This is a genomic window from Altibacter sp. HG106 (assembly GCF_028561755.1).
Classification (GTDB): domain Bacteria; phylum Bacteroidota; class Bacteroidia; order Flavobacteriales; family Flavobacteriaceae; genus DFVG01.
The window spans coordinates 51,590-71,840 of the sequence record NZ_JAQQTD010000010.1; the positions used below are offsets into that span (position 1 = coordinate 51,590).

At 43.6% G+C, this 20,251-nt stretch carries 19 protein-coding genes; 8 read left to right on the forward strand and 11 right to left on the reverse strand.

What is annotated here, in order from left to right; all coding sequences use genetic code 11:
• Positions 1–109 precede the first annotated feature (109 nt).
• Complete coding sequence (locus tag PO830_RS14305; protein ID WP_272854257.1) at positions 110–631, forward strand: shikimate kinase; 522 nt, start codon at positions 110–112, stop codon at positions 629–631.
• Here PO830_RS14305 and PO830_RS14310 read toward each other — a convergent pair.
• Positions 623–1,126 (reverse strand): phosphoribosyltransferase family protein, encoded by a 504-nt coding sequence (locus tag PO830_RS14310; protein WP_442870121.1) that lies wholly within the window; start codon positions 1,124–1,126, stop codon positions 623–625. The genes PO830_RS14305 and PO830_RS14310 overlap by 9 nt on opposite strands.
• 26 nt (positions 1,127–1,152) lie before the next feature.
• On the reverse strand, positions 1,153–1,533 hold the full coding sequence (locus PO830_RS14315) for an RNA-binding S4 domain-containing protein (RefSeq protein WP_272854259.1): 381 nt from the start codon (positions 1,531–1,533) through the stop codon (positions 1,153–1,155).
• Between the two features lie 75 nt (positions 1,534–1,608).
• Here PO830_RS14315 and PO830_RS14320 point away from each other — a divergent pair, with 75 nt between their 5' ends.
• Positions 1,609–2,640, forward strand: coding sequence for an FKBP-type peptidyl-prolyl cis-trans isomerase (locus tag PO830_RS14320; RefSeq protein WP_272854260.1), 1,032 nt, complete (start codon positions 1,609–1,611; stop codon positions 2,638–2,640).
• An 84-nt stretch (positions 2,641–2,724) separates the two neighbouring features.
• Here PO830_RS14320 and PO830_RS14325 read toward each other — a convergent pair whose 3' ends face one another.
• The 3 genes from PO830_RS14325 to PO830_RS14335 are packed head-to-tail and all read right to left on the reverse strand — an operon-like array spanning position 2,725 to position 5,232.
• Entirely contained in the window at positions 2,725–3,678 is a 954-nt protein-coding gene (locus PO830_RS14325) for a transketolase family protein (protein WP_272854261.1), read from the reverse strand.
• The gene (locus tag PO830_RS14330; protein ID WP_272854262.1) at positions 3,675–4,385 is read right to left on the reverse strand and encodes a hypothetical protein; all 711 of its coding nucleotides are present in this window, start codon (positions 4,383–4,385) and stop codon (positions 3,675–3,677) included. The genes PO830_RS14325 and PO830_RS14330 overlap by 4 nt, the downstream gene beginning before the upstream one ends.
• A gap of 1 nt (position 4,386) precedes the next feature.
• Positions 4,387–5,232, reverse strand: a complete 846-nt coding sequence (locus PO830_RS14335) for a transketolase (RefSeq protein WP_272854276.1) — start codon at positions 5,230–5,232, stop codon at positions 4,387–4,389.
• 180 nt (positions 5,233–5,412) lie between these two features.
• Between PO830_RS14335 and tgt the strand changes: the two genes are divergently transcribed.
• From tgt to PO830_RS14365, 6 genes are all read left to right on the forward strand, one after another.
• Positions 5,413–6,543: a tRNA guanosine(34) transglycosylase Tgt gene (gene tgt, locus PO830_RS14340; RefSeq protein ID WP_272854263.1), complete on the forward strand. Its 1,131-nt coding sequence runs from the start codon at positions 5,413–5,415 to the stop codon at positions 6,541–6,543.
• Position 6,544: 1 nt separating this feature from the next.
• Positions 6,545–7,624 (forward strand): LptF/LptG family permease, encoded by a 1,080-nt coding sequence (locus PO830_RS14345; protein ID WP_272854264.1) that lies wholly within the window; start codon positions 6,545–6,547, stop codon positions 7,622–7,624.
• Positions 7,611–8,510, forward strand: a complete 900-nt coding sequence (locus PO830_RS14350; RefSeq protein WP_272854265.1) for a DMT family transporter — start codon at positions 7,611–7,613, stop codon at positions 8,508–8,510. The genes PO830_RS14345 and PO830_RS14350 overlap by 14 nt, the downstream gene beginning before the upstream one ends.
• Before the next feature lie 50 nt (positions 8,511–8,560).
• A complete protein-coding gene (locus PO830_RS14355; RefSeq protein ID WP_272854266.1) occupies positions 8,561–9,514 on the forward strand; it encodes an acetyl-CoA carboxylase carboxyltransferase subunit alpha in 954 nt (317 codons plus the stop codon).
• Between the two features lie 168 nt (positions 9,515–9,682).
• On the forward strand, positions 9,683–11,242 hold the full coding sequence (gene dnaB / locus PO830_RS14360) for a replicative DNA helicase (RefSeq protein ID WP_272854267.1): 1,560 nt from the start codon (positions 9,683–9,685) through the stop codon (positions 11,240–11,242).
• Between the two features lie 58 nt (positions 11,243–11,300).
• The gene (locus PO830_RS14365) at positions 11,301–12,560 is read left to right on the forward strand and encodes an asparagine synthetase B (RefSeq protein ID WP_272854268.1); all 1,260 of its coding nucleotides are present in this window, start codon (positions 11,301–11,303) and stop codon (positions 12,558–12,560) included.
• On the opposite strand, the gene PO830_RS14370 is transcribed toward PO830_RS14365, so the two are convergent.
• The 6 genes from PO830_RS14370 to PO830_RS14395 all read right to left on the reverse strand — a co-directional run bounded on the left by PO830_RS14370 (position 12,561) and on the right by PO830_RS14395 (position 19,818).
• Positions 12,561–13,502 (reverse strand): OmpA family protein, encoded by a 942-nt coding sequence (locus tag PO830_RS14370; RefSeq protein ID WP_272854269.1) that lies wholly within the window; start codon positions 13,500–13,502, stop codon positions 12,561–12,563.
• A 103-nt stretch (positions 13,503–13,605) separates the two neighbouring features.
• Complete coding sequence (gene rplT, locus PO830_RS14375; protein ID WP_272854270.1) at positions 13,606–13,950, reverse strand: 50S ribosomal protein L20; 345 nt, start codon at positions 13,948–13,950, stop codon at positions 13,606–13,608.
• A gap of 103 nt (positions 13,951–14,053) precedes the next feature.
• Positions 14,054–14,251 carry a 50S ribosomal protein L35 gene (gene rpmI, locus PO830_RS14380; RefSeq protein WP_272854271.1) on the reverse strand — a complete coding sequence of 66 codons (198 nt, stop codon included), beginning with the start codon at positions 14,249–14,251 and terminating at the stop codon, positions 14,054–14,056.
• 55 nt (positions 14,252–14,306) lie between these two features.
• Positions 14,307–14,858: a translation initiation factor IF-3 gene (gene infC, locus PO830_RS14385; RefSeq protein ID WP_272854277.1), complete on the reverse strand. Its 552-nt coding sequence runs from the start codon at positions 14,856–14,858 to the stop codon at positions 14,307–14,309.
• Between the two features lie 24 nt (positions 14,859–14,882).
• Positions 14,883–16,829: a threonine--tRNA ligase gene (thrS, locus tag PO830_RS14390; RefSeq protein ID WP_272854272.1), complete on the reverse strand. Its 1,947-nt coding sequence runs from the start codon at positions 16,827–16,829 to the stop codon at positions 14,883–14,885.
• A 61-nt stretch (positions 16,830–16,890) separates the two neighbouring features.
• On the reverse strand, positions 16,891–19,818 hold the full coding sequence (locus PO830_RS14395; RefSeq protein ID WP_272854273.1) for a sulfatase-like hydrolase/transferase: 2,928 nt from the start codon (positions 19,816–19,818) through the stop codon (positions 16,891–16,893).
• Positions 19,819–20,251 lie beyond the last annotated feature (433 nt).

Consider the following 20,251-nt stretch of genomic DNA (forward strand, 5'->3'; position numbering starts at 1 on the left):
GGGTGCAAATATACTATCATTAAATTTATAATTCAAACCTATTCTTGAATAATTTTTTGAATTTGTAGGGGAGTGGTATGGGTGTGCTGTAGTTTGTACCTTTGACCATATGAAAGTACTTTTAATAGGGTATATGGGTAGCGGGAAAACGGCGGTAGGAAAGAAGCTATCGGAAGCGCTGTCATTTCCGTTTGTTGACCTAGATCATTATTTAGAACAAACGGAAGGAAGGAGCATCACCCAGTTGTTTCAGGACAAAGGTGAAGTGTATTTCCGAAAGAAAGAAGCAGCAGCCGTTGCGCACTGGTTAGATGATAAAGAACAGCAAGTAATCGCCCTCGGGGGAGGAACGCCTTGTTACGGAACAGTAATGGAAACGATCAGGAAAAGCGACGCTGTGCAGACCGTCTATTTGAAAGCTTCGATTCAAACCTTGACAGCGCGTTTGTTTCCAGAGCGAAACAAACGTCCAGTAATTTCCCACCTAGAAACCGAGGAATTGTTGGAAGAGTTTATTCGGAAACATCTCTTTGAAAGAGGGTTTTATTACAATCAAGCCTCGATCACGGTAGCAGTGGATGATCGTTCCCTTCGAGACATTGTGGAAGATATCCTCTTGCGATTATTCTAAGAGGGCCCGATCGTTGGTTCCGTCTAAATAAACTTTGATGTTTTCATTCAGGGAAGTCGATAACGAGATTCCTTTAAAATCGGCTTTGATTGGATATTTCTTATGATTTCGGTCTACCAATACGGCCGTTTTAAATTGCGTTAACGGTTCCGATAAAAAATGGCGTACTCCATAGATGAGGGTAGTACCGGAATGCAACACATCATCTACCAATACTACCGATTTTTCGGCATATTCTGAAGCTGATAAGCTCGTTTTAATCGGGGCTCTGGGATGCTCCTTATCAATAGTAACTTCGCATAGATGAACGGTAATGGGCGCAATTTTTTCGACCCATGTTTTGAGACGTTTTGCCAGGATAAACCCATTGTCCGCGATGCCGGCAATAACAATTTCTTTTTCGGAAGCATTAGTCTCATAAATTTGAAAAGCCATGCGACGAATCTTGTAGACGATTTCAGTTTGCGTAAGAATAACGGTAGCGGTCACAGATATGATATTTTTTCAAAGATATAAATTCCTTAGTCCTCATCCGATTGCGAGTCGGCAAAATCTTCCAGATCCCTCCGGTCTTTCTTGGTAGGTCGCCCGGTGCCTTTCTTCCGATAGTAATCTTGAGCTTCCTTGAGCAATTCCTGTTGTTCAAACGCTTCGTCAGGTGTATTATCCTTGCGATAGCGATCGACCCATTTGGCGCCCACCCGACTGGGAGGGAGGTCTAAAATCTCAATTTGATAGTTGATTTGGTTCTTTCGGACCTCCACAGTATCTCCGGGAAAGACATCACGAGAGGGCTTTACCGAAGCCTCCAATACTTTCACATGCCCTTTCTTACAAGCCCGTGTCGCCTGACTACGTGTTTTGAAAAGCCGAATGCACCATAAATATTTGTCAACCCGCATACAACCTGCTAAATTTGGACGTTATAATAAGTGACAAAAATACTAGAAAATTGTATCTTGCGCCCTCAAAAAAAGATGATGAATAGAAATGTTTCCTTACTCCTTGTAATGCTTGCTATGGCGTCCGTTTTTGTGTCTTGCCGAAAGGATGACGACATCGGTGGAGCCGACGGTATTCCGTTACGGGACCGCGCGGAAGAAGCCGCAGAATCACAAGCAGAAATTGAAGAATTTTTACAGTCTCACTTCTATAATTACGAAGAATTTGAGAATCCAACGGCAGGTTTCGACTTTCGAATCAGAATTGATACGCTGGCCGGCGACAATGCCGAGAAGGTTCCGTTGATTGAACAAGTGCGTTCCAAAGAAGTGAACGACCCACGGGAATCGGGAGTTACCTATACACTATACTACTTGGTGGTCAATGAAGGCGGCGGTAACGAAATCCAATTTGCCGATATCGCCACCTTGCGCTTTGAAGGTCGGTATTTCACGGAAGAATTTGATAACATTCCCTATAATGAACTGTTCAGTAGTTCAGCCACTCCTTTGAACTTTGATCTTACCGGCGTGGTAAATGGATTTCAGGATGCGCTGGTAGAATTTAGGGGAGCGGCCTCTCAAGAAACAAATCCCGATGGTACGCTTCGCTTTGAAGACTTCGGAATTGGAGCTGTCTTTGTGCCTTCTGGCTTGGGCTATTATGCCGATGCGCCGCCCAACTCAGGAATACCTTTGTATTCTCAATTGATTTTCACCTTCAATACCTACGCGCGTCAAATCGGCGATCAGGATATGGATGGTATACCTTCGGTATTTGAAGATCTAAACAACAATCAAACGGAAGAAGACGACGATACGGATGGCGATGGGAATTTCAATATTTTTGATGCCGACGATGATGGCGATGGACGTCCTACGAGAGATGAGATTGTCATCAACACCTATACCTTCGCAGAAGGTGATGAGCCGGTGTTAAACGCTGCTAAGAATGAAGTAGAGGTAAAGCGGGAGGTAAATACTTCTAGCAATATGATTACCATCACCACCATTATTTTCGATGAGGATGAGAACGGAATCGACGATCATTTAGATGCTGAGAATTAAGAACGCATCCAACAACCCATAAAAAAGCCCGGTAGCTACCGGGCTTTTTTTATTCTTAAAACCTGAATATATAAGGATTGCGTTTTATTTCCGAGACATAGCTTTGTGAGCTGCTTTGGTTATGGCAGCCGCGTTTAATCCATACTTTTCCATGAGTTGTTCTGGAGTACCTGATTCACCAAAAGTATCTTGGGTAGCTACAAATTCTTGCGGGGCAGGCAATTGTTGTGTGAGCACGCGCGCCACACTTTCTCCAAGTCCGCCAAGATAGTTATGTTCTTCCGCGGAAACCACACAGCCGGTTTTTCGCACGCTGCTTAGAATGGCTTCGTCGTCAAGTGGTTTTATGGTATGAATGTTAATGACTTCTGCTGAAACGCCTGCTTCGTGAAGTGTCTTAGCGGCCTCTAGTGCTTCCCATACCAAGTGTCCAGTGGCAATGATGGTGACGTCAGTCCCTTCCTGTAGCGTGATAGCCTTGCCAATTTCGAAGGTTTGATTTTCAGGTGTGAAATTAGGTACTTTAGGGCGGCCAAATCGCAAATATACTGGTCCGTTATGATCGGCGATCGCGATCGTTGCCGCTTTCGTTTGATTGAAATCACAGGTGTTGATTACCGTCATACCGGGTAACATCTTCATGAGTCCGAGGTCCTCTAAAATCTGGTGTGTCGCTCCGTCTTCCCCCAGTGTAAGTCCGGCATGAGAGGCACATATTTTTACATTTTTCCCACTGTAGGCGATGCTTTGACGAATTTGATCGTACACACGCCCGGTCGAAAAATTGGCAAAGGTTCCTGTAAATGGAATTTTTCCACCAATGGTCATACCGGCGGCAATTCCCATCATATTGGCTTCGGCAATTCCTACCTGAAAAAAACGTTCTGGATGATTTTCTTTGAATTCATCCATCTTCAAGGATCCGGTAAGATCGGCACAGAGGGCTACAACGTTTGGGTTTGATAATCCCAATTCGGTGAGTCCGGCGCCAAAACCTGAACGCGTATCTTTTTTTCCGCTATCTGTATATGTTTTCATTGCTCTATGTTGAAGGTGTGTGAAATATTGATTTTGGTTGTAACATCCGCAATTTGAATTGCGTTTAATAGGGTAGTACCTGATACGGCTACCGAAACGATCAATCCCTGAGGAATATCGAATGATATATCATCAGCAGTGCTATTCGTTTTCGATAACATCAACCTGAAGAACTCGCCAATGATGGCATTATTGTTTACGGGTCTAGTGGGGTCTACCGTGAGGGTAATGATGTTTTCCGGCTCCTCCGCTGTATATAATGCATAAGTTTCATACTTCTTATCTGAAGCGTTTGGTGCATCCGTTATTTTTTCAGAAATAATGGAAAGCTTTTTCCCTAGTGGTTCATTGGTAACTGGAATAATATCTTCCATATTCATGACGAAGTAGACCGTACTTCTACCCAGTGTGTAATTAAAAAAGAGCTGCAACACTTCTGTATCAAGCAGAATCGAGGTGGTAGCACTTGAAAAATCAATGGCTCGATTTTCAAAAATTTCTTTACTAAATTCCGTTCCGATGGTATTTGAATCGGTGAATAGAAATTTTCCGCTTTTCGCAAAATGAACCCCAATGGTGTCTACTGTATTTCTTTTTGGACTAGGAATAGCATAGGTTACCTCATAATCCAATTGTACAGATTTGTTTTGTGCCTTTCCGTTTACGAGACAGCATAGGGCAAGAAAGGAAATTAGAAGGTATTTCATATTAATAATCTCCTAGGGTTTCAGGGTTCTGTGCCAAGGCCGTTTCTAGCTGTTCGTCATTTGGCGCTTTCCCATGCCAGGCATGCGTATGCATCATGAAATCTACCCCATTGCCCATCACCGTATGCAGTAAGACACACACTGGTTTTCCATTTCCGGTTGCTTCTTTGGCCTTGCGCATTCCTGTGAGGATCGCTTCCAGGTCGTTTCCTTTTTCGATGTCCAGTACATGCCAGCCAAAGGAGGTAAACTTCTCCTTCAGATTTCCAAGCGGAAGCACATTTTGAGTGGCTCCATCAATTTGTTGACCGTTCAGGTCAACAGTAACGATCAAGTTGTCAACTGCATTTCCGGCTGCGTACATGATCGCTTCCCAATTTTGGCCTTCCTGCAATTCTCCGTCACCACAAAGCGTGTATACCAGATGGCTGTCATTATTTAATTTCTTGGCTTCGGCTGCGCCAATAGCTACCGAAATACCTTGCCCTAAACTTCCGCTAGCAATGCGTATTCCCGGAAGTCCTTCATGCGTTGTGGGATGTCCTTGTAAGCGAGAGTCGATATGTCTGAAGGTGCGTAGTTCTTCCACCGGAAAATAACCCGAACGCGCCAATACGCTGTAAAATACGGGAGAGATGTGCCCATTAGATAAAAAGAAAAGATCTTCATTCTTTCCATCCATCGAAAAGCTAGGATCGTGTTCCATTAATTCTTGATAGAGGGCGACAAAAAATTCGGTACATCCTAAGGATCCACCCGGATGTCCTGAGTTCACCTTGTGAACCTGTCTGAGAATATCTCTACGAACCTGAGTAACTAAGTCGTTGAGGGCTGCGATTTCTGGCATATCATCGTAATTTTGATGCTTCAAAAGTACTACTTTAGGGAGGGGTAACAAAGGGAGCGGTTCAGCATTTATTAACGAATTGTCGTTAATTACTCGTTGGGTTCCAATTGGGGTTCATATTTCCGAAGAAACTCATAAATCATTCTATCTTTGCAGTCCGAGTAACGAAACGCACGCTACATGCAATTTTCACTAGAAGCCACAGATCCCAACAGCCGCGCCCGTGCCGGAACCATACAATTGGCACATGGCCCGGTAGAGACGCCGATCTTCATGCCGGTAGGGACCGTTGCGACGGTGAAAGGGGTGCATCAACGCGAATTAGAGGAAGAGATCAATCCCGATATCATTTTGGGAAACACCTACCATTTGTACCTTCGTCCGCAGACCGATATCATTCAAAAGGCGGGCGGACTTCATAAGTTTATGAACTGGGGACGTAATATTCTTACCGACAGTGGCGGGTATCAGGTGTATTCGCTTTCAGCGAACCGAAAGATTAAAGAGGAGGGCGTGAAGTTTAAATCACATATTGATGGCAGTTATCACTTTTTCACCCCAGAACGTGTGATGGAAATTCAACGTCTGATCGGCGCTGATGTTATTATGGCGTTCGACGAATGTACTCCGTATCCTTGCGATTACAACTATGCCAAACGATCGATGCACATGACGCATCGATGGTTGGATCGGTGCCTTGCCCATTTAGACAACACTCCTTTGGCATACGACTATGATCAAACCTTCTTTCCGATTGTGCAGGGGAGTACCTATAAGGACCTTCGGAAACAGTCGGCAGAATACATCGCTTCCGTAGGCGCTGCGGGAAATGCGATAGGCGGACTCTCAGTAGGGGAGCCGGCCGAGGAAATGTATGCCATGACCGAAGTAGTGACGGAAATTCTTCCGAAGGAAAAACCGCGATACCTCATGGGTGTGGGAACCCCGATCAATATATTAGAAAATATTGCGTTAGGGATCGATATGTTTGACTGCGTGATGCCTACCAGAAATGGAAGAAATGGAATGCTGTTTACGGCAGAAGGCACTATCAATATCAAAAATAAAAAGTGGGAAGATGATTTCTCCCCGATCGATCCGATGGGAATCACCTGGGTGGATACCGCCTACAGCAAAGCTTATCTTCGACACTTATTTTCGGTCAATGAAATGTTGGGGAGACAGATTGCCACCATACACAACCTCGGGTTCTACCTATGGTTGACACGAGAAGCCCGGAAGCAGATCAAGGCAGGCACCTTTTTTGCTTGGAAGAATACCATGGTACAACAAATGGATAAACGCTTATAGGATGCTGAGTATCTTAGACCGATACATACTGCGGAAATACCTGGGCACTTTTGTGCTTATGTTGCTGCTGTTTATTCCCATAGGAATTACCGTTAACTTGGCCGAAAAGATCGATAAGATCCTGGCCAATGAGGTACCCTTCATTGAAGTGGCCAAATATTATTTGGACTTTACTATTTATTTTGCGAATCTCTTGTTTCCGCTGTTCCTATTCCTTTCGGTGATTTGGTTTACCTCAAAATTGGCCAATAATACCGAAGTGGTTGCTTTTTTGAGTAGTGGTGTATCCTTCTACCGATTTCTACGGCCTTATATGATTGGTGCCACCATAGTCTGTATTGGTGCCTTGGTGTTGGGAATGTACCTGGCTCCAATGGCGAGTAAAGGGTTTAATGAGTTCAAATACAATTATCTTAAAAAAGGGACGCAAGATCGCGACCAAACCAATGTCTATCGTCAAATTAATGACGATGAGTATATTTATGTAAGTTACTTTAATGTCAATCAAAATCGGGGGAATAACTTCACCTTAGAACATTTCGACGGAAATGAATTGGAATACAAAATCTCGGCTGGAAGCATTCAATACAATGTTGAGGATAGCACCTACACGCTCTTCAATTACAATAAGCGCATTGTAGGTGCCAATGAAGACGAATTGATCTATCAGCCCAAACTCGATACGGTCTTTACCTTCGATATAGAAGATCTTACGCCGGTGGAATACATAGCCGAAACCTTAAACTTTACACAACTCAACACCTTCATTCAGCGGGAAAAGGCAAAAGGATCGTCCTACATAAATCGCTACGAAGTAGTGCGTTGGAAACGCTGGAGCATACCTGTTTCTGCCTATATCTTAACCATCATAGCCGTGGCGGTTTCTTCCATGAAGCGACGCGGAGGGATGGGCGTCAATTTGGCCATCGGAATTAGTATCGGAATGGTCTTTATCTTCTTTGATAAAATCTTCGGAACCATGGCTGAACAAAGTGATTTCTCACCCTTCATTGCGACGTGGTTTCCCAACTTTGTCTTTGCTATCTTAGCGATATACTTGCTTCGAAATGCAAAACGATAATGTACGTCAGTACCTGCATCTTCATGTAATCGTATTTATCTGGGGATTTACCGCCGTTCTGGGGGCGCTCATAACCATTGATGCTATTCCCCTTGTCTGGTATCGCATGTTGTTGGCAAGTATCTTCATTGCGCTCTTTATTGCTTGGAGAAAAATAGGATTGCGTTTTAAAACGCTCACTCTTTTGGGATTCGCCCTGTCGGGATTGATCATTGCCGTTCATTGGATTACCTTTTTTGGAGCGATCAAAGTATCGAATGTCTCGGTTACCCTGGCGGTGATGTCAACGGGTGCCTTCTTCACATCCTTGTTAGAACCGTTGTTTTTTAAGCGGAAAGTGATTGGGTATGAGGTGTTCTTCGGAATATTAGTAGTGGCAGGGCTGTACTTGATTTTCGATCTGGAAACCGATTACACCGAAGGCATCTTACTGGCACTAGCAGCCTCTTTTCTTGGAGCATTATTTTCGGTGATCAATGGGCGCTATGCGCAGCAATACAAAGCGGCAGCCATTACCTTTTACGAATTGCTTGCAGGGGTAGCGTGCATTACCCTATACCTACTGATAGAAGGGAGGTTTACCACGGCGTTCTTTCAGCTTTCGGGCACCGACTGGGGCTACTTATTGCTATTGGCGTCTGCCTGTACCGCCTATGCGTTTATCGCTTCGGTTCATGTGATGCGATGGTTGAGTCCGTATACCGTTATGCTTACCATCAACTTAGAGCCGGTTTATGGTATCTTACTGGCACTGCTCATTTTGGGTTCCGACGAATATATGAGTCCGCAATTCTACTACGGCGCGGGCTTGATCCTTATTACGGTGATCGCCAACGGCATACTGAAGGTATGGAAAAGAAAACGCCAGCGCAAAGCCGCCACCTAAAAACAAAATTCTATCTTTGTAAACTGACTTAATTAACAGCAAGCAAGTTTATGGAATATCTTGAATTTGAACTGCCCATTAAAGAACTACAGGAACAGTATGAAAAGGCCTGTCAGATAGGTGAAGAGAGTGATGTTGACGTGACCAATACCTGTAAGCAGATTGAAAAAAAACTCAACGAAACCAAAAAGGAAATCTATAAAAATTTAACGCCATGGCAGCGGGTTCAGTTGTCGCGTCATCCGAATCGTCCCTACACCTTGGATTATATCAAAGCCATTTGTGGGGATTCTTTTTTGGAACTCCATGGAGACCGAAATTTCAAAGACGATAAGGCCATGATCGGAGGTATGGGAAAGATTGGCGATCAAAGCTACATGTTTATCGGGCAACAAAAAGGATACAATACGAAAACGCGACAGTACCGCAATTTTGGAATGGCAAATCCAGAGGGATATCGCAAGGCGCTGCGCTTGATGAAATCGGCTGAAAAATTTAACGTTCCTGTGGTCACCCTTATTGACACTCCTGGTGCCTACCCGGGGTTAGAGGCTGAGGAACGCGGTCAGGGAGAAGCTATTGCTCGGAATATCTTAGAAATGACCCGTCTGAAAGTTCCTATTATCGTAGTAATTATTGGAGAAGGAGCTAGCGGAGGTGCCTTGGGAATTGGCGTTGGTGATAAGATCTTAATGTTAGAGAATACCTGGTACTCTGTCATTTCTCCGGAAAGCTGCTCTTCTATACTCTGGAGAAGCTGGGAATTTAAAGAGCAGGCAGCAGAAGCCTTAAAACTGACTGCCACCGATATGAAAAAACTAAAAATCATCGATCAAATCGTGAAAGAACCTCTGGGAGGCGCACATAGTGATAAAGAAAAAACCTATCTCACCGTCTCTAAAGCGATCGCAAAAGTATACGATGAATTGAAGAACTTATCCCCATCAGAATTAGTAGACCAACGCATGGAAAAATATTCTGAAATGGGTGTCTTTAAAGGATAGTTTCGGTGATACCAGCGGTTTCTATATTTCCGTGAAATTCCGTATCTTCAAAATTAAGGTTATCAACAATTATTTTTAGTTATTAACAGTCCAATTGTTAATGGCTAGTGAATAGAGAATCCTAAAAAAGTAGGGGTTGCTCTTAACATTTTTTTTACATTCGCTCCCATGGAAAAGGTCCAACCTCACAGCTCCCCGAAATCTCGCTCCTCGCAGGTCATTGCGTTGGAAAAGGGAAAATTACCTCCACAAGCGGTTGATTTAGAGCAAGTTGTGCTGGGAGCAATGATGATCGATAAGAAAGGAGTCGATGAGGTAATCGATATTCTTCACCCAGAAGTTTTTTATAAAGATGCGCATCAATTCATTTTTGAAGCGATTCATAAACTCTTCGAAAATAGTGAGCCGGTGGACTTATTAACGGTTTCCAATCAATTGCGGAAGGATACCAGATTAGACCGAGTAGGAGGGGAGTATTACCTGATCCAACTCACCCAAAAAGTGTCCTCTTCGGCGCATATCGAGTTTCACGCGCGCATCATTTTACAGAAATTCATACAGCGGAGTCTGATCAAGATCTCGAACGAGATCATTGAAGAATCCTATGACGAAACCACTGATGTTTTTGACTTGCTGGACACGGCTGAATCTAAATTATACGAAGTTACTCAAGGCAATATCAAGCGATCTTCAGAAACAGCGCAAAGCTTAGTTATTCAGGCCAAAAAGCGTATCGAAGAAATCGCAAACAAAGAGGGCCTGTCAGGAATTCCTTCCGGATTTACCAAGGTAGACAAGCTTACTTCCGGATGGCAGCCCAGTGACTTGGTAATTATTGCAGCACGTCCGGGGATGGGAAAAACGGCCTTAACGCTGTCTATGGCACGAAATATTTCCGTAGAACACAACATTCCGGTCGCGTTCTTTTCCTTGGAAATGTCGTCTGTACAATTGATAACTCGTTTGATCTCTTCGGAAACCGGACTTTCTTCCGAAAAATTACGTACTGGAAATCTCGAAAAACACGAATGGGAACAGCTTAACGTAAAGGTGAAAGGACTCGAGAAGGCCCCCTTGTTCATAGATGATACGCCCTCCTTATCTATTTTCGATCTACGAGCCAAGGCACGTCGCCTGGCATCACAGCACGGCATTCAACTCATCATGATCGATTATCTTCAGTTGATGACCGCAGGAGGAAGTCAGAAGGGCGGAAATCGAGAACAAGAAATCTCTACGATTTCAAGAAATCTAAAAGCATTAGCGAAAGAACTGAATGTGCCTGTGATCGCATTGTCTCAGCTTTCGCGTGCGGTAGAAACACGAGGCGGAAGCAAGCGTCCATTGCTTAGTGACCTGAGGGAGTCTGGAGCGATCGAACAGGATGCCGATATCGTTTCCTTTATCTATCGCCCTGAATATTATAAGATTGATGAGTGGGATGATGAAGAACGCACTCCCACTGAAGGGCAAGCCGAGTTTATCGTAGCCAAACACCGGAATGGTGGACTGGATGAAATTCGTCTCAAATTTGTGGGACACCTGGGGCGATTCGAGAATTTGGATACCTTCGATTACCCCACCGAGATTCATTCGCGCATGAATGATGCCGCTAACGATGATACCTTTAGGACAGAGCATTTGCCTTCTGCCGATGAAGCCTTCGGCAGTTCCATGAACGACGGTGACCGACTACCGCCGGAAGAGGAGGACGACATTCCATTCTAAACAGAAGAAAGCCTGTTTTCCGGTACTATGGCTTAATTTTTGTCGTTATATTCGTACTATGACGAAGCTACTTTCTTTTATATTTTTCTTTTTAGTTACTATTAGTGCTCAGGCTAGGTATCTATTAATTCCTATGGACGCCGAGGGTCAAAAAGAACACCTTAAAGCGTATGGAATTACTTACTGGAGTTTAGAGCGCGAACTCAAAGTAAAATGGCTTCTCAATTATCGCGGTGGCTCTTTTCTGCTTCCAGATAGCGAATCGATTCGGAAGGAGTGTCAGATACGGGGCGTTTCCTTCGAGGTGATCAGCGATGCGCAAACACAACAGATCTTAGAAGAAATTAGCAGTCCGTCGCAAAACATGGAAGCGGTGGTACTTGAAAAGGCTCCTCGTATAGCGGTGTATTCTCCCAAAGGTAATCAACCGTGGGATGATGCCGTTACCATGGTATTGTCGTATGCCGAAATTCCGTATGAGGTGGTGTATGATGAGGAAGTGCTGAATGACGAGCTAATACTGTACGATTGGTTGCATCTACATCACGAAGACTTTACAGGGCAGTACGGAAAGTTTTATAGAGCATACCGTGCGGCTCCCTGGTATATTCAGGAGAAAAATGAAGCCGAAGCCCTGGCAAGCCGCCTGGGCTACTCAAAGGTTTCCGAAGAAAAATTAGACGTCGCATTAAAAATTAGAGATTATGTAGTTGGAGGCGGTTTTATGTTCGCTATGTGTAGTGCCACCGATAGCTTTGATATCGCGTTGGCGGCAGAAGGAGTAGATATTTGTGAGCCTATGTTCGATGGCGACCCCAGCGACGCCGGTTATCAGGGTAAAATTGATTTTAATAACACCTTTGCCTTTACCGATTTCATCCTGGAACGGAGCCCTATGGTCTATGAGTTTTCTTCCATCGATATGACGCGAAAGCGAAGAATTCCGAAGGAGACTGATTATTTCTCCCTAATGGATTATTCCGCCAAGTGGGATCCTATCCCTTGTATGTTAGTGCAGAACCATACCGCCTTGGTTAAAGGGTTCATGGGTCAAACGACCAGCTATGATAGAAGTACCATCAAAAACAATGTATTGGTGATGGGAGAAAATAAAACCAATGGCGAGGCCCGGTATATTCATGGTGTTCGAGGAAAAGGATTCTTTACCTTTTACGGCGGACACGATCCCGAGGATTATCAGCATCGGGTAGGGGATGCCAAAACTGAATTGGCGCTACATCCCAATTCCCCTGGCTATCGACTGATACTCAACAATGTCTTATTTCCTGCGGCGAAGAAGAAGAAGCAGAAGACCTGATCACTCCCTGATATTTTCGTAATACGTTCCCGGGGGTAGTACGGTAATCTCTACGCGACGGTTGAGTTGTTTGTTTCCTTCGGTATCATTGGGAACTCTGGGCGATAGTTCTCCCAGCGCCTTAATTTCAAAAGCGAATGGCGAATCATCGATCAACAAGGCCTTCAGTTTTTGAACCACCGAATAACATCGATTGTAGGAGAGGTCATAATTGTATTGTGCTTCCCCATCACTATCGGTATGGCCTTCCACTAGAATGGTAGCACTGCGTACGCCCTTCAGAAGCGAAGAAATAGAATCAAGAGTGGCTTGTGAAGCTTCCTTTAGGTAGGTGCTATCTACATCAAACAAAACATCGGCGTTCAAGGTGAGTTTAATGACACTATTGATGGCGGCAACCGCATCGATATCAGCACCTGCCGTTCTACCCGTACATTCGTCCTTTAGATCAGTAAGGCGCACGTAATAGTAAATTTGATCGGCAGGAATACGAAAATCACTAAAATTGATCATCGACTTGCCTCCGCTGGTTGCCCCAGCATAGTGCCAGCGTTCCCCATCCATAGAGATTTCAACCCGTACCCCTTCGCGCGACGGACCTACTTCAAAAATGTAGAGATCATCTCCTTTCAGATTCATAAAACCATTATCGTTAAAGGTCAAAATTAATTGTCCGCCACACCCAATAGAAACAAAGTCGGGTTGGCGATAATCAACGTAATCGGGAGTTCCCAGCGATTGAGTGCTATCACGAAAAATGGTTAGTGGCCTTGGAAAGCCCAGGTGAAAGGAATGTACTTTATCGGCAAATGAAATTTTCCCTAGCGGAAGGTATACGGCCTTTCCATGGTTATCCCTAAATACAAAATTGCTTTCCTGTTGAGACCACAGTGCAACAGGAATTAAAAGCAAGCCTATAATTAGGATGTAAATCTTCCGCATGTAATTGCCTTTTAACGAAGATACAATAAATTGAGAATTCCTATAAAAAAAGCCCGCAAGGTGCGGGCTTTCAACGAAATAAATATGGTTTTTGGGCTTTCGCCTACTTTACTTTTTTTACAATGGCTTCAAAAGCTTCCGGGTGATTCATCGCTAAATCGGCAAGTACCTTTCGGTTCAAATCGATATTATTTGCTTTTAATCCTCCCATAAACTTAGAATAAGACATTCCGTGCTGGCGAGCACCGGCATTGATACGTGCGATCCACAACGAGCGGAAATTACGCTTCTTTGCGCGACGATCGCGGTAGGAATATTGCATCGCCTTATCAACGGCGTTTTTAGCAACGGTCCATACATTTTTACGTCTTCCAAAGTATCCTTTGGCTTGCTTAAGAACCTTTTTTCTACGGGCTCTTTTAGCAACTGAATTTACTGATCTTGGCATAATTTACTGTGTTTTGTAGCAGGCGGTTGTTGTTACAACACTTTTCAAGACAGGCTTGGCCATACTCCAGGGTTATATAATTTGTTTTAACCGGTTAAACTGTTTACTTCAAACGAAGCATCTGCTTAACATTGTCCTCATCGCTCTTGTCCACTAGGGCATCGTGCGTCAAGGCAAGCTTACGTTTCTTAGACTTCTTGGTTAAGATGTGACTTTTAAACGCGTGCTTTCTTTTAATTTTACCGGTACCGGTAAGCTTAAAACGCTTCTTGGCACTGGATTTTGTTTTTTGTTTAGGCATCTTGCTTAAATTTTACTATTTATTTCGCTTTATTGTGACAAGCTTTTGCTTGTATCTATTTAGTCTTCTTAGGAGCGATGAACATGATCATTCGCTTTCCTTCCAGTTTCGGCATTTGTTCTACCTTTCCTACATCTTCCAAATCTTGTGCCAATCGTAGCAATAAGATCTCTCCTTTGTCTTTGTATATGATAGAACGCCCTTTAAAGAATACATAGGCTTTCAATTTCGCTCCATCGGAAAGAAATTTTTCAGCGTGCTTCTTTTTGAATTCATAATCGTGATCATCGGTATTGGGTCCGAAACGTATTTCTTTCACGACTACTTTGGTGGCTTTCGCCTTCATGGCTTTTTCCCGCTTCTTCTGCTCATAGACAAATTTCTTATAGTCCATGATTTTACAAACAGGAGGCTCTGCGTTGGGAGAGATCTCTACAAGGTCTAGCCCTTTTTCCTCGGCCATTGATAATGCCTTGCTGATGGGATATATATCCACATCTACGTTATCTCCCACTACCCGTACTTCTTTAGCACGAATTTTTTGGTTGATCCGGTGTTTGTCTTCTTTCTGAACCCGTCTAGGTCCACGACTTCTTCTTCTACGTATTGCTATAACTATAAAGTATTATGATTACACATTAAATTCTACGATATTTTCTTGAATTTCGGTGTTAATTAAATCCGAAAATTCAGCAACGCTCATACTTCCTAAATCTCCTTCACTGTGCTTGCGTACGGCTACCGTATCACTTTGCTCTTCTTGCTCTCCAACAATGATCATGTACGGAATCTTATTCATTTCGGCTTCCCGAATCTTCTTCCCAATGGTCTCATTTCTGTTGTCAACAAGGGCGCGAATTTCGTTATTTTCAAGCAAATTTAAAACTTTTTGAGCGTATTTTTCATATTTTTCACTCAATGATAATATGGCAACTTGCTCGGGCATAAGCCATAATGGAAAGTTCCCGCCCGTATGTTCTAACAATATGGCGACAAATCGTTCCATACTACCAAACGGGGCACGGTGAATCATCACCGGACGGTGCATTTCGTTGTCACTTCCCTTATATTCCAGTTCAAAGCGTTTCGGAAGGTTATAATCCACCTGTATCGTTCCGAGTTGCCAGCTGCGACCTAGAGCGTCCTGCACCATAAAATCGAGCTTCGGGCCATAAAAGGCTGCTTCTCCTTCTTCAATCACATAGTCTAATCCTTTATCACTGGCGGCATTGATGATGGCTTGTTCGGCTTTTTCCCATAAATGGGTTTCGCCAATGTATTTTTCAGGTTGCTTGGGATCCCGAATGGAAACCTGCGTTTTGAACTTTTCAAAACCTAAGGAGCCAAAAACGTAGAGTACCAGATCAATCACCTTCTTAAATTCTTCATCTAACTGATCGGGGGTACAGAAAATGTGCGCATCATCTTGCGTAAAGCCTCGCACTCTTGTGAGTCCGTGTAGCTCACCACTTTGCTCATAGCGATACACAGTGCCAAATTCGGCAAATCGCTTCGGAAGGTCTTTATACGACCAGGGCTTGCTCTTGTACATTTCACAGTGATGCGGACAATTCATCGGTTTCAGCATGAACTCTTCATCTTCCGAAGGAGTTTTAATAGGCTGAAAACTATCTTCTCCGTACTTTGCATAGTGTCCGGAAGTAACATACAGTTCTTTGTGGCCGATATGCGGACTAATTACCATTTCATATCCCGCCTTCTTCTGCGCTTTCTTCAAGAAGTTCTCCAAACGTTCACGCAGGGCAGTTCCTTTGGGCATCCATAGAGGTAGTCCCTGTCCTACTTTTTGTGAAAAAGTGAACAACTCTAATTCTTTTCCTAACTTTCGGTGGTCGCGTTTCTTCGCTTCTTCCAGTAAGGCTAAATACTCTTTTAGTTCTTTTTGCTTCGGAAAGGATACGCCATAGATTCGCGTTAACTGCGGGTTGTTTTCGTCACCGCGCCAATACGCTCCTGCGACGCTCATTAATTTTACCGCCTTTACAATCCCGGTATTTGGAATATGCCCTCCGCGACATAAATCAGTAAAGGTGTCGTGATCACAAAATGTGATGGTTCCGTCTTCCAGGTTTTCAATGAGTTCTACCTTGTATTCGTTCCCTTGATCTTTGTAAAACTGAAGCGCCTCTTCTTTGGTAACCGCTCGCATCTGAAATTCATGTTTTCCACGTGCGATCTCCAACATTTTTTCCTCAATCTTGGGCAGATCCTTTTCAGAAATGACATGTTCACCAGCGTCAATATCATAATAGAAACCAGTGTCAATAGCCGGACCGATGGTGAGTTTTACTCCGGGATATAATTCTTCAAGAGCTTGTGCCAAAATGTGAGCCGAAGAATGCCAGAAGGCCTCTTTTCCAGAATCGTCCCGCCAGGTATGCAATACCAAACGTCCATCTTGCGTAAGAGGTGTCGTTGTCTCCACCTTGGTATCATTATAGGTAGCCGAAATTACATTTCTAGCGAGTCCTTCGCTTATGCTTTGGGCGACATCCATAGGAGTGGTTCCTTCGGCGACTTCCTTAATACTTCCGTCTGGTAATGTGATTGCGATCATGCTGTTGCTGTTAAAAGCGCAAAGATAAAACGACTTTCCCCGTTATACAACCACAATGAAACTAAAATGGCCAGCGATCGGCATACATACCGTAGACCTGCGAAAACTCATAGTTCATAACATAGGTCTCATCAAATTGGGGACCGAAATTTACATGATAGACATAGGCTTTGATGCCTGCCTCTTTTAAGGTTCGTAAGAGGGCACTCTTTTTTGCGATGTTCTTTCTGGATAAGGTGACCTCAGTAACGTTCCGCTTTTGCAGTTCCTCTAGCGCGTTGGCTCCAAATCGATCTAAAATAGCTTCCGAAGCCATGGCAGCACGCAGTCCGAGGTCTTTCGCGGCATCTAGCGCTTCGGGTGAAAACAGTTCCATTTTGAGTCGGCTTTTATCCACAAACTCGCTAGAAAATCGAATCGGGTCGTTGATCTTGTCGGTGACTAAAACGGCGTCGGGATGAGTTCTAAACCAGGCATTGATCTCGGTCATGCTTATTGGCGTAAAGGTCTCATATATTTTATGCTTTCGGAAGGTATTGAGTGGTACGGGTGTTTCTCCTTCATACCCAGTTTTTTCTTTCCAAAACTTCCAGTCGTGAGCCGCCACAAATTGCTGGTCGGAAGTCTCAATGATATCCAGTTCAAAATGCCGAAACCCGAGGGCGTAGTTATGATTGAGGGCTTCCAGTGAATTGGTATACCGTTTTCCATCGATCTCGCCTCCGGCATGTGCAATAAATCGATCCAGATCCTCTTGGAATTGCTCCATGGGTTGTTTAACGGGAGCTATGGGCAAGATGGTTTCATAGGATAAAGAATCCTTGAACTCGACGATTTGACCTTCGCTCCGGTACGCAATATAGGCTTCACGCAACGATAGTGTTGCCAATTTTTCAAACCCTAATCCTTTCCATTCGTCATGATACGGAAGCAAATAACGCTCTGCCGAGTCGTGTGCAATCAAGGCGAAGAAATTGCTTTTCGGTAGTAAGGTGTCTATAGTTGCGAGTAGGGTTTCAGCTGCGGAAGCATCCACAAACGTATCGTAAGTATCCATATAATACGATCCTTCACGTTCATAAAGTAGGTTCATTCCTCGTTTGGGTGAAAAGTGCTGATACCCGACATAGATCTCAGAGACCCCATGGGTTTTAAAGGCTGAATATCCAGAACTTTTGAGATATAGCTTGTCTATTGCCGGCTGAAAGGGATCCTGCAGGGCAGTCCAATTATCAAAGATGGTCATTTCTTCAGGCTGAAACTGCACTTCAAGAGAATCTGCTTTAGCAATTCCTATGTAGGCACCTTTGGTGTAATAGCTGTAGAGGTTTTTTTTCCCTAGCGAATAGACGATGGATGGTTGGTTAGACGGCTTAAAAGCCTGTTTCTTGTTTACATCGCGATAGCCAATATATTCTAATTCATCATTGAATAAGATTTTTCGGAGCTTCTTCAAAGGTAGCGCCGGTAGCGCCGCTTCGTAATTTGCGTCCTTCGATTGCAAGGTGACTGATCGGTCTTTGTTGCGTATCAGCGTGACTCCATCTTCAAAGGTGGCCGTTTTCAGTGACGCTTCGTTCAATGAGGTAATCTCTGCACGATTTTCCAAAATAAATTGAGAAGGGTTTTTTGGTATGTAATCTGACAGAAATTGGGCATTGGTTTCAATTCCAGCGCCTTGAATGATGAGCTTTGGAATGTCAATTTGGTTGATGGTCCGGGTCGAAACCCCTAGTTTTTCCGAAGGAGCCGTGGTTAGGAAAAACAATTCTCTGGGTTGTTTCATTTGAGTGGCGATGGATGATGTACCCATGAGTCGGTGATCCGGAAATATATACACTACGGTATCGTCTAGAAATCCTTCCGAAGCCAAAAATTCCATAAAATCGCCCACCATGAAATCGGAAGCTGCAGTCATGAATTCAAGGTTTGTGGGTTGTGATGGGATGATACCTTCCCAACGTTCATCATAGACACCGTCGGGAAAATGACTTGAAATTGTAGACAGGAAAAGAGCAAACGGTTGGGATTGCTGTTGGCGTTTTCTAAGGTGTTTTTTCGCCTCGTGAAACAGATCTTTATCGTGAAGACCCCATGAAAATTTAGGATACACCGTATCTAGGTCCTTTTCAGAAATCACGTCAAACCCATAGGTACCTAGCATGTCCTGAATACCCGAAAACTCCTTATTTCCTAATAGGTAGGAATAGCTGTAGCCGGCCTTTTCAAAAACGTGACCCAAAGAGGCAATTTTTGATTGGTAGGTATTCTGAAAAACTTCGTTGCCAGTTGATTTAAAAAAAGCGGGCATGCCGGTAATGGCGGTATACATAGAACCGGAGGTCCAGCCACTACCGGGATTCTGGTGCATGGTAAAGAACGTATGTTCCTTAGAAAGTTTCTGTAACTGTGGGGTCAAATCGGAAAAAGGTGGATTCATAAAGCCTTGCTCCAACGACTCTAGCGAAATGACGATAATATTTTTACCCGCGGTGGCTTTAATTCTGTCGGCTGTTTGATAGGCAAGGGGTGAAATGCCGAGCTGTCTTAAAGATTGGTGGAATGATTTTTCTTCGGCAAACTTTGCAGATCCAACCGTGTATAGGTTATGAAGTATTCCGGAAGGTATCGATAACCCAAAAATGCAAAGTAGTAATGTCGCGCCAAGGAATACCTTCGGCACTCGCTGCTTTCGAAGCAGGTACGCACTTAGCAGCAGGAAGAAAAATAGTGTTATATATATTAAGGTATAAATGATGATTTCTGTTAGGAAGAAACCTGAAACCGACTGTACGGTGGTAAGTCTAAAATGCTCGATGAATTTGTAATCTACCAACGCGCCTCCCAACTGTATCGAGATGATCTGCAATAAGAGGCCCAAGGAAAGGAGCGCAATCACCAGCAGGCGAATCCATTTTTTTGAGATAAGGGATACGAGGAGGATACTGACAACACTTAATAATAAAACTTGTGAGATTTCAAACCCCATGAGTGGTATTGCTATGTTACGTTAAGGTTACAAAGATGTAAATTATTTGTGAATTGAAACGGTACGTGTGTATTTCTGAAGGGGTGTGTTTTGATAAGGAACTGTGTTTCAGGATAGGAGTAGGAGGGGTTATTATTTTTTTTAAAAAAGAGTCATTTAATAGTAGTTTAATGAAAAAAGCATTTTATATTTGCACCCGCTTTGGGAAACAAACCGAGCGTCTTTGAAAAGGTGAAAATAGCAACGAAAATATTTTTTGAAATATTTTTTTAAAAAGTATTGCAGGAATAAAAAAGCGTTGTATATTTGCACCCGCAAAACGGATGAGGGGTCAAAGATTTGGCCTTTTATTTTGAGCGAAGGAATAGAAAAGTTCATTGAGATATTGAAATTGACAGCGTATTTGTTTTAGATCGATTATGATTTGAGACTT

What these genes read in the sequence shown, in the direction of transcription:
- PO830_RS14305 (WP_272854257.1), top strand. Translation starts at nt 110, where the DNA reads ATGAAAGTACTTTTAATAGGGTATATGGGTAGCGGGAAAACGGCGGTA.
- PO830_RS14315 (WP_272854259.1), bottom strand. Translation starts at nt 1,533, where the DNA reads ATGCGGGTTGACAAATATTTATGGTGCATTCGGCTTTTCAAAACACGT.
- PO830_RS14320 (WP_272854260.1), top strand. Translation starts at nt 1,609, where the DNA reads ATGATGAATAGAAATGTTTCCTTACTCCTTGTAATGCTTGCTATGGCG.
- PO830_RS14325 (WP_272854261.1), bottom strand. Translation starts at nt 3,678, where the DNA reads ATGAAAACATATACAGATAGCGGAAAAAAAGATACGCGTTCAGGTTTT.
- PO830_RS14330 (WP_272854262.1), bottom strand. Translation starts at nt 4,385, where the DNA reads ATGAAATACCTTCTAATTTCCTTTCTTGCCCTATGCTGTCTCGTAAAC.
- PO830_RS14335 (WP_272854276.1), bottom strand. Translation starts at nt 5,232, where the DNA reads ATGCCAGAAATCGCAGCCCTCAACGACTTAGTTACTCAGGTTCGTAGA.
- tgt (WP_272854263.1), top strand. Translation starts at nt 5,413, where the DNA reads ATGCAATTTTCACTAGAAGCCACAGATCCCAACAGCCGCGCCCGTGCC.
- PO830_RS14345 (WP_272854264.1), top strand. Translation starts at nt 6,545, where the DNA reads ATGCTGAGTATCTTAGACCGATACATACTGCGGAAATACCTGGGCACT.
- PO830_RS14350 (WP_272854265.1), top strand. Translation starts at nt 7,611, where the DNA reads ATGCAAAACGATAATGTACGTCAGTACCTGCATCTTCATGTAATCGTA.
- PO830_RS14355 (WP_272854266.1), top strand. Translation starts at nt 8,561, where the DNA reads ATGGAATATCTTGAATTTGAACTGCCCATTAAAGAACTACAGGAACAG.
- dnaB (WP_272854267.1), top strand. Translation starts at nt 9,683, where the DNA reads ATGGAAAAGGTCCAACCTCACAGCTCCCCGAAATCTCGCTCCTCGCAG.
- PO830_RS14365 (WP_272854268.1), top strand. Translation starts at nt 11,301, where the DNA reads ATGACGAAGCTACTTTCTTTTATATTTTTCTTTTTAGTTACTATTAGT.
- PO830_RS14370 (WP_272854269.1), bottom strand. Translation starts at nt 13,502, where the DNA reads ATGCGGAAGATTTACATCCTAATTATAGGCTTGCTTTTAATTCCTGTT.
- rplT (WP_272854270.1), bottom strand. Translation starts at nt 13,950, where the DNA reads ATGCCAAGATCAGTAAATTCAGTTGCTAAAAGAGCCCGTAGAAAAAAG.
- rpmI (WP_272854271.1), bottom strand. Translation starts at nt 14,251, where the DNA reads ATGCCTAAACAAAAAACAAAATCCAGTGCCAAGAAGCGTTTTAAGCTT.
- thrS (WP_272854272.1), bottom strand. Translation starts at nt 16,829, where the DNA reads ATGATCGCAATCACATTACCAGACGGAAGTATTAAGGAAGTCGCCGAA.
- PO830_RS14395 (WP_272854273.1), bottom strand. Translation starts at nt 19,818, where the DNA reads ATGGGGTTTGAAATCTCACAAGTTTTATTATTAAGTGTTGTCAGTATC.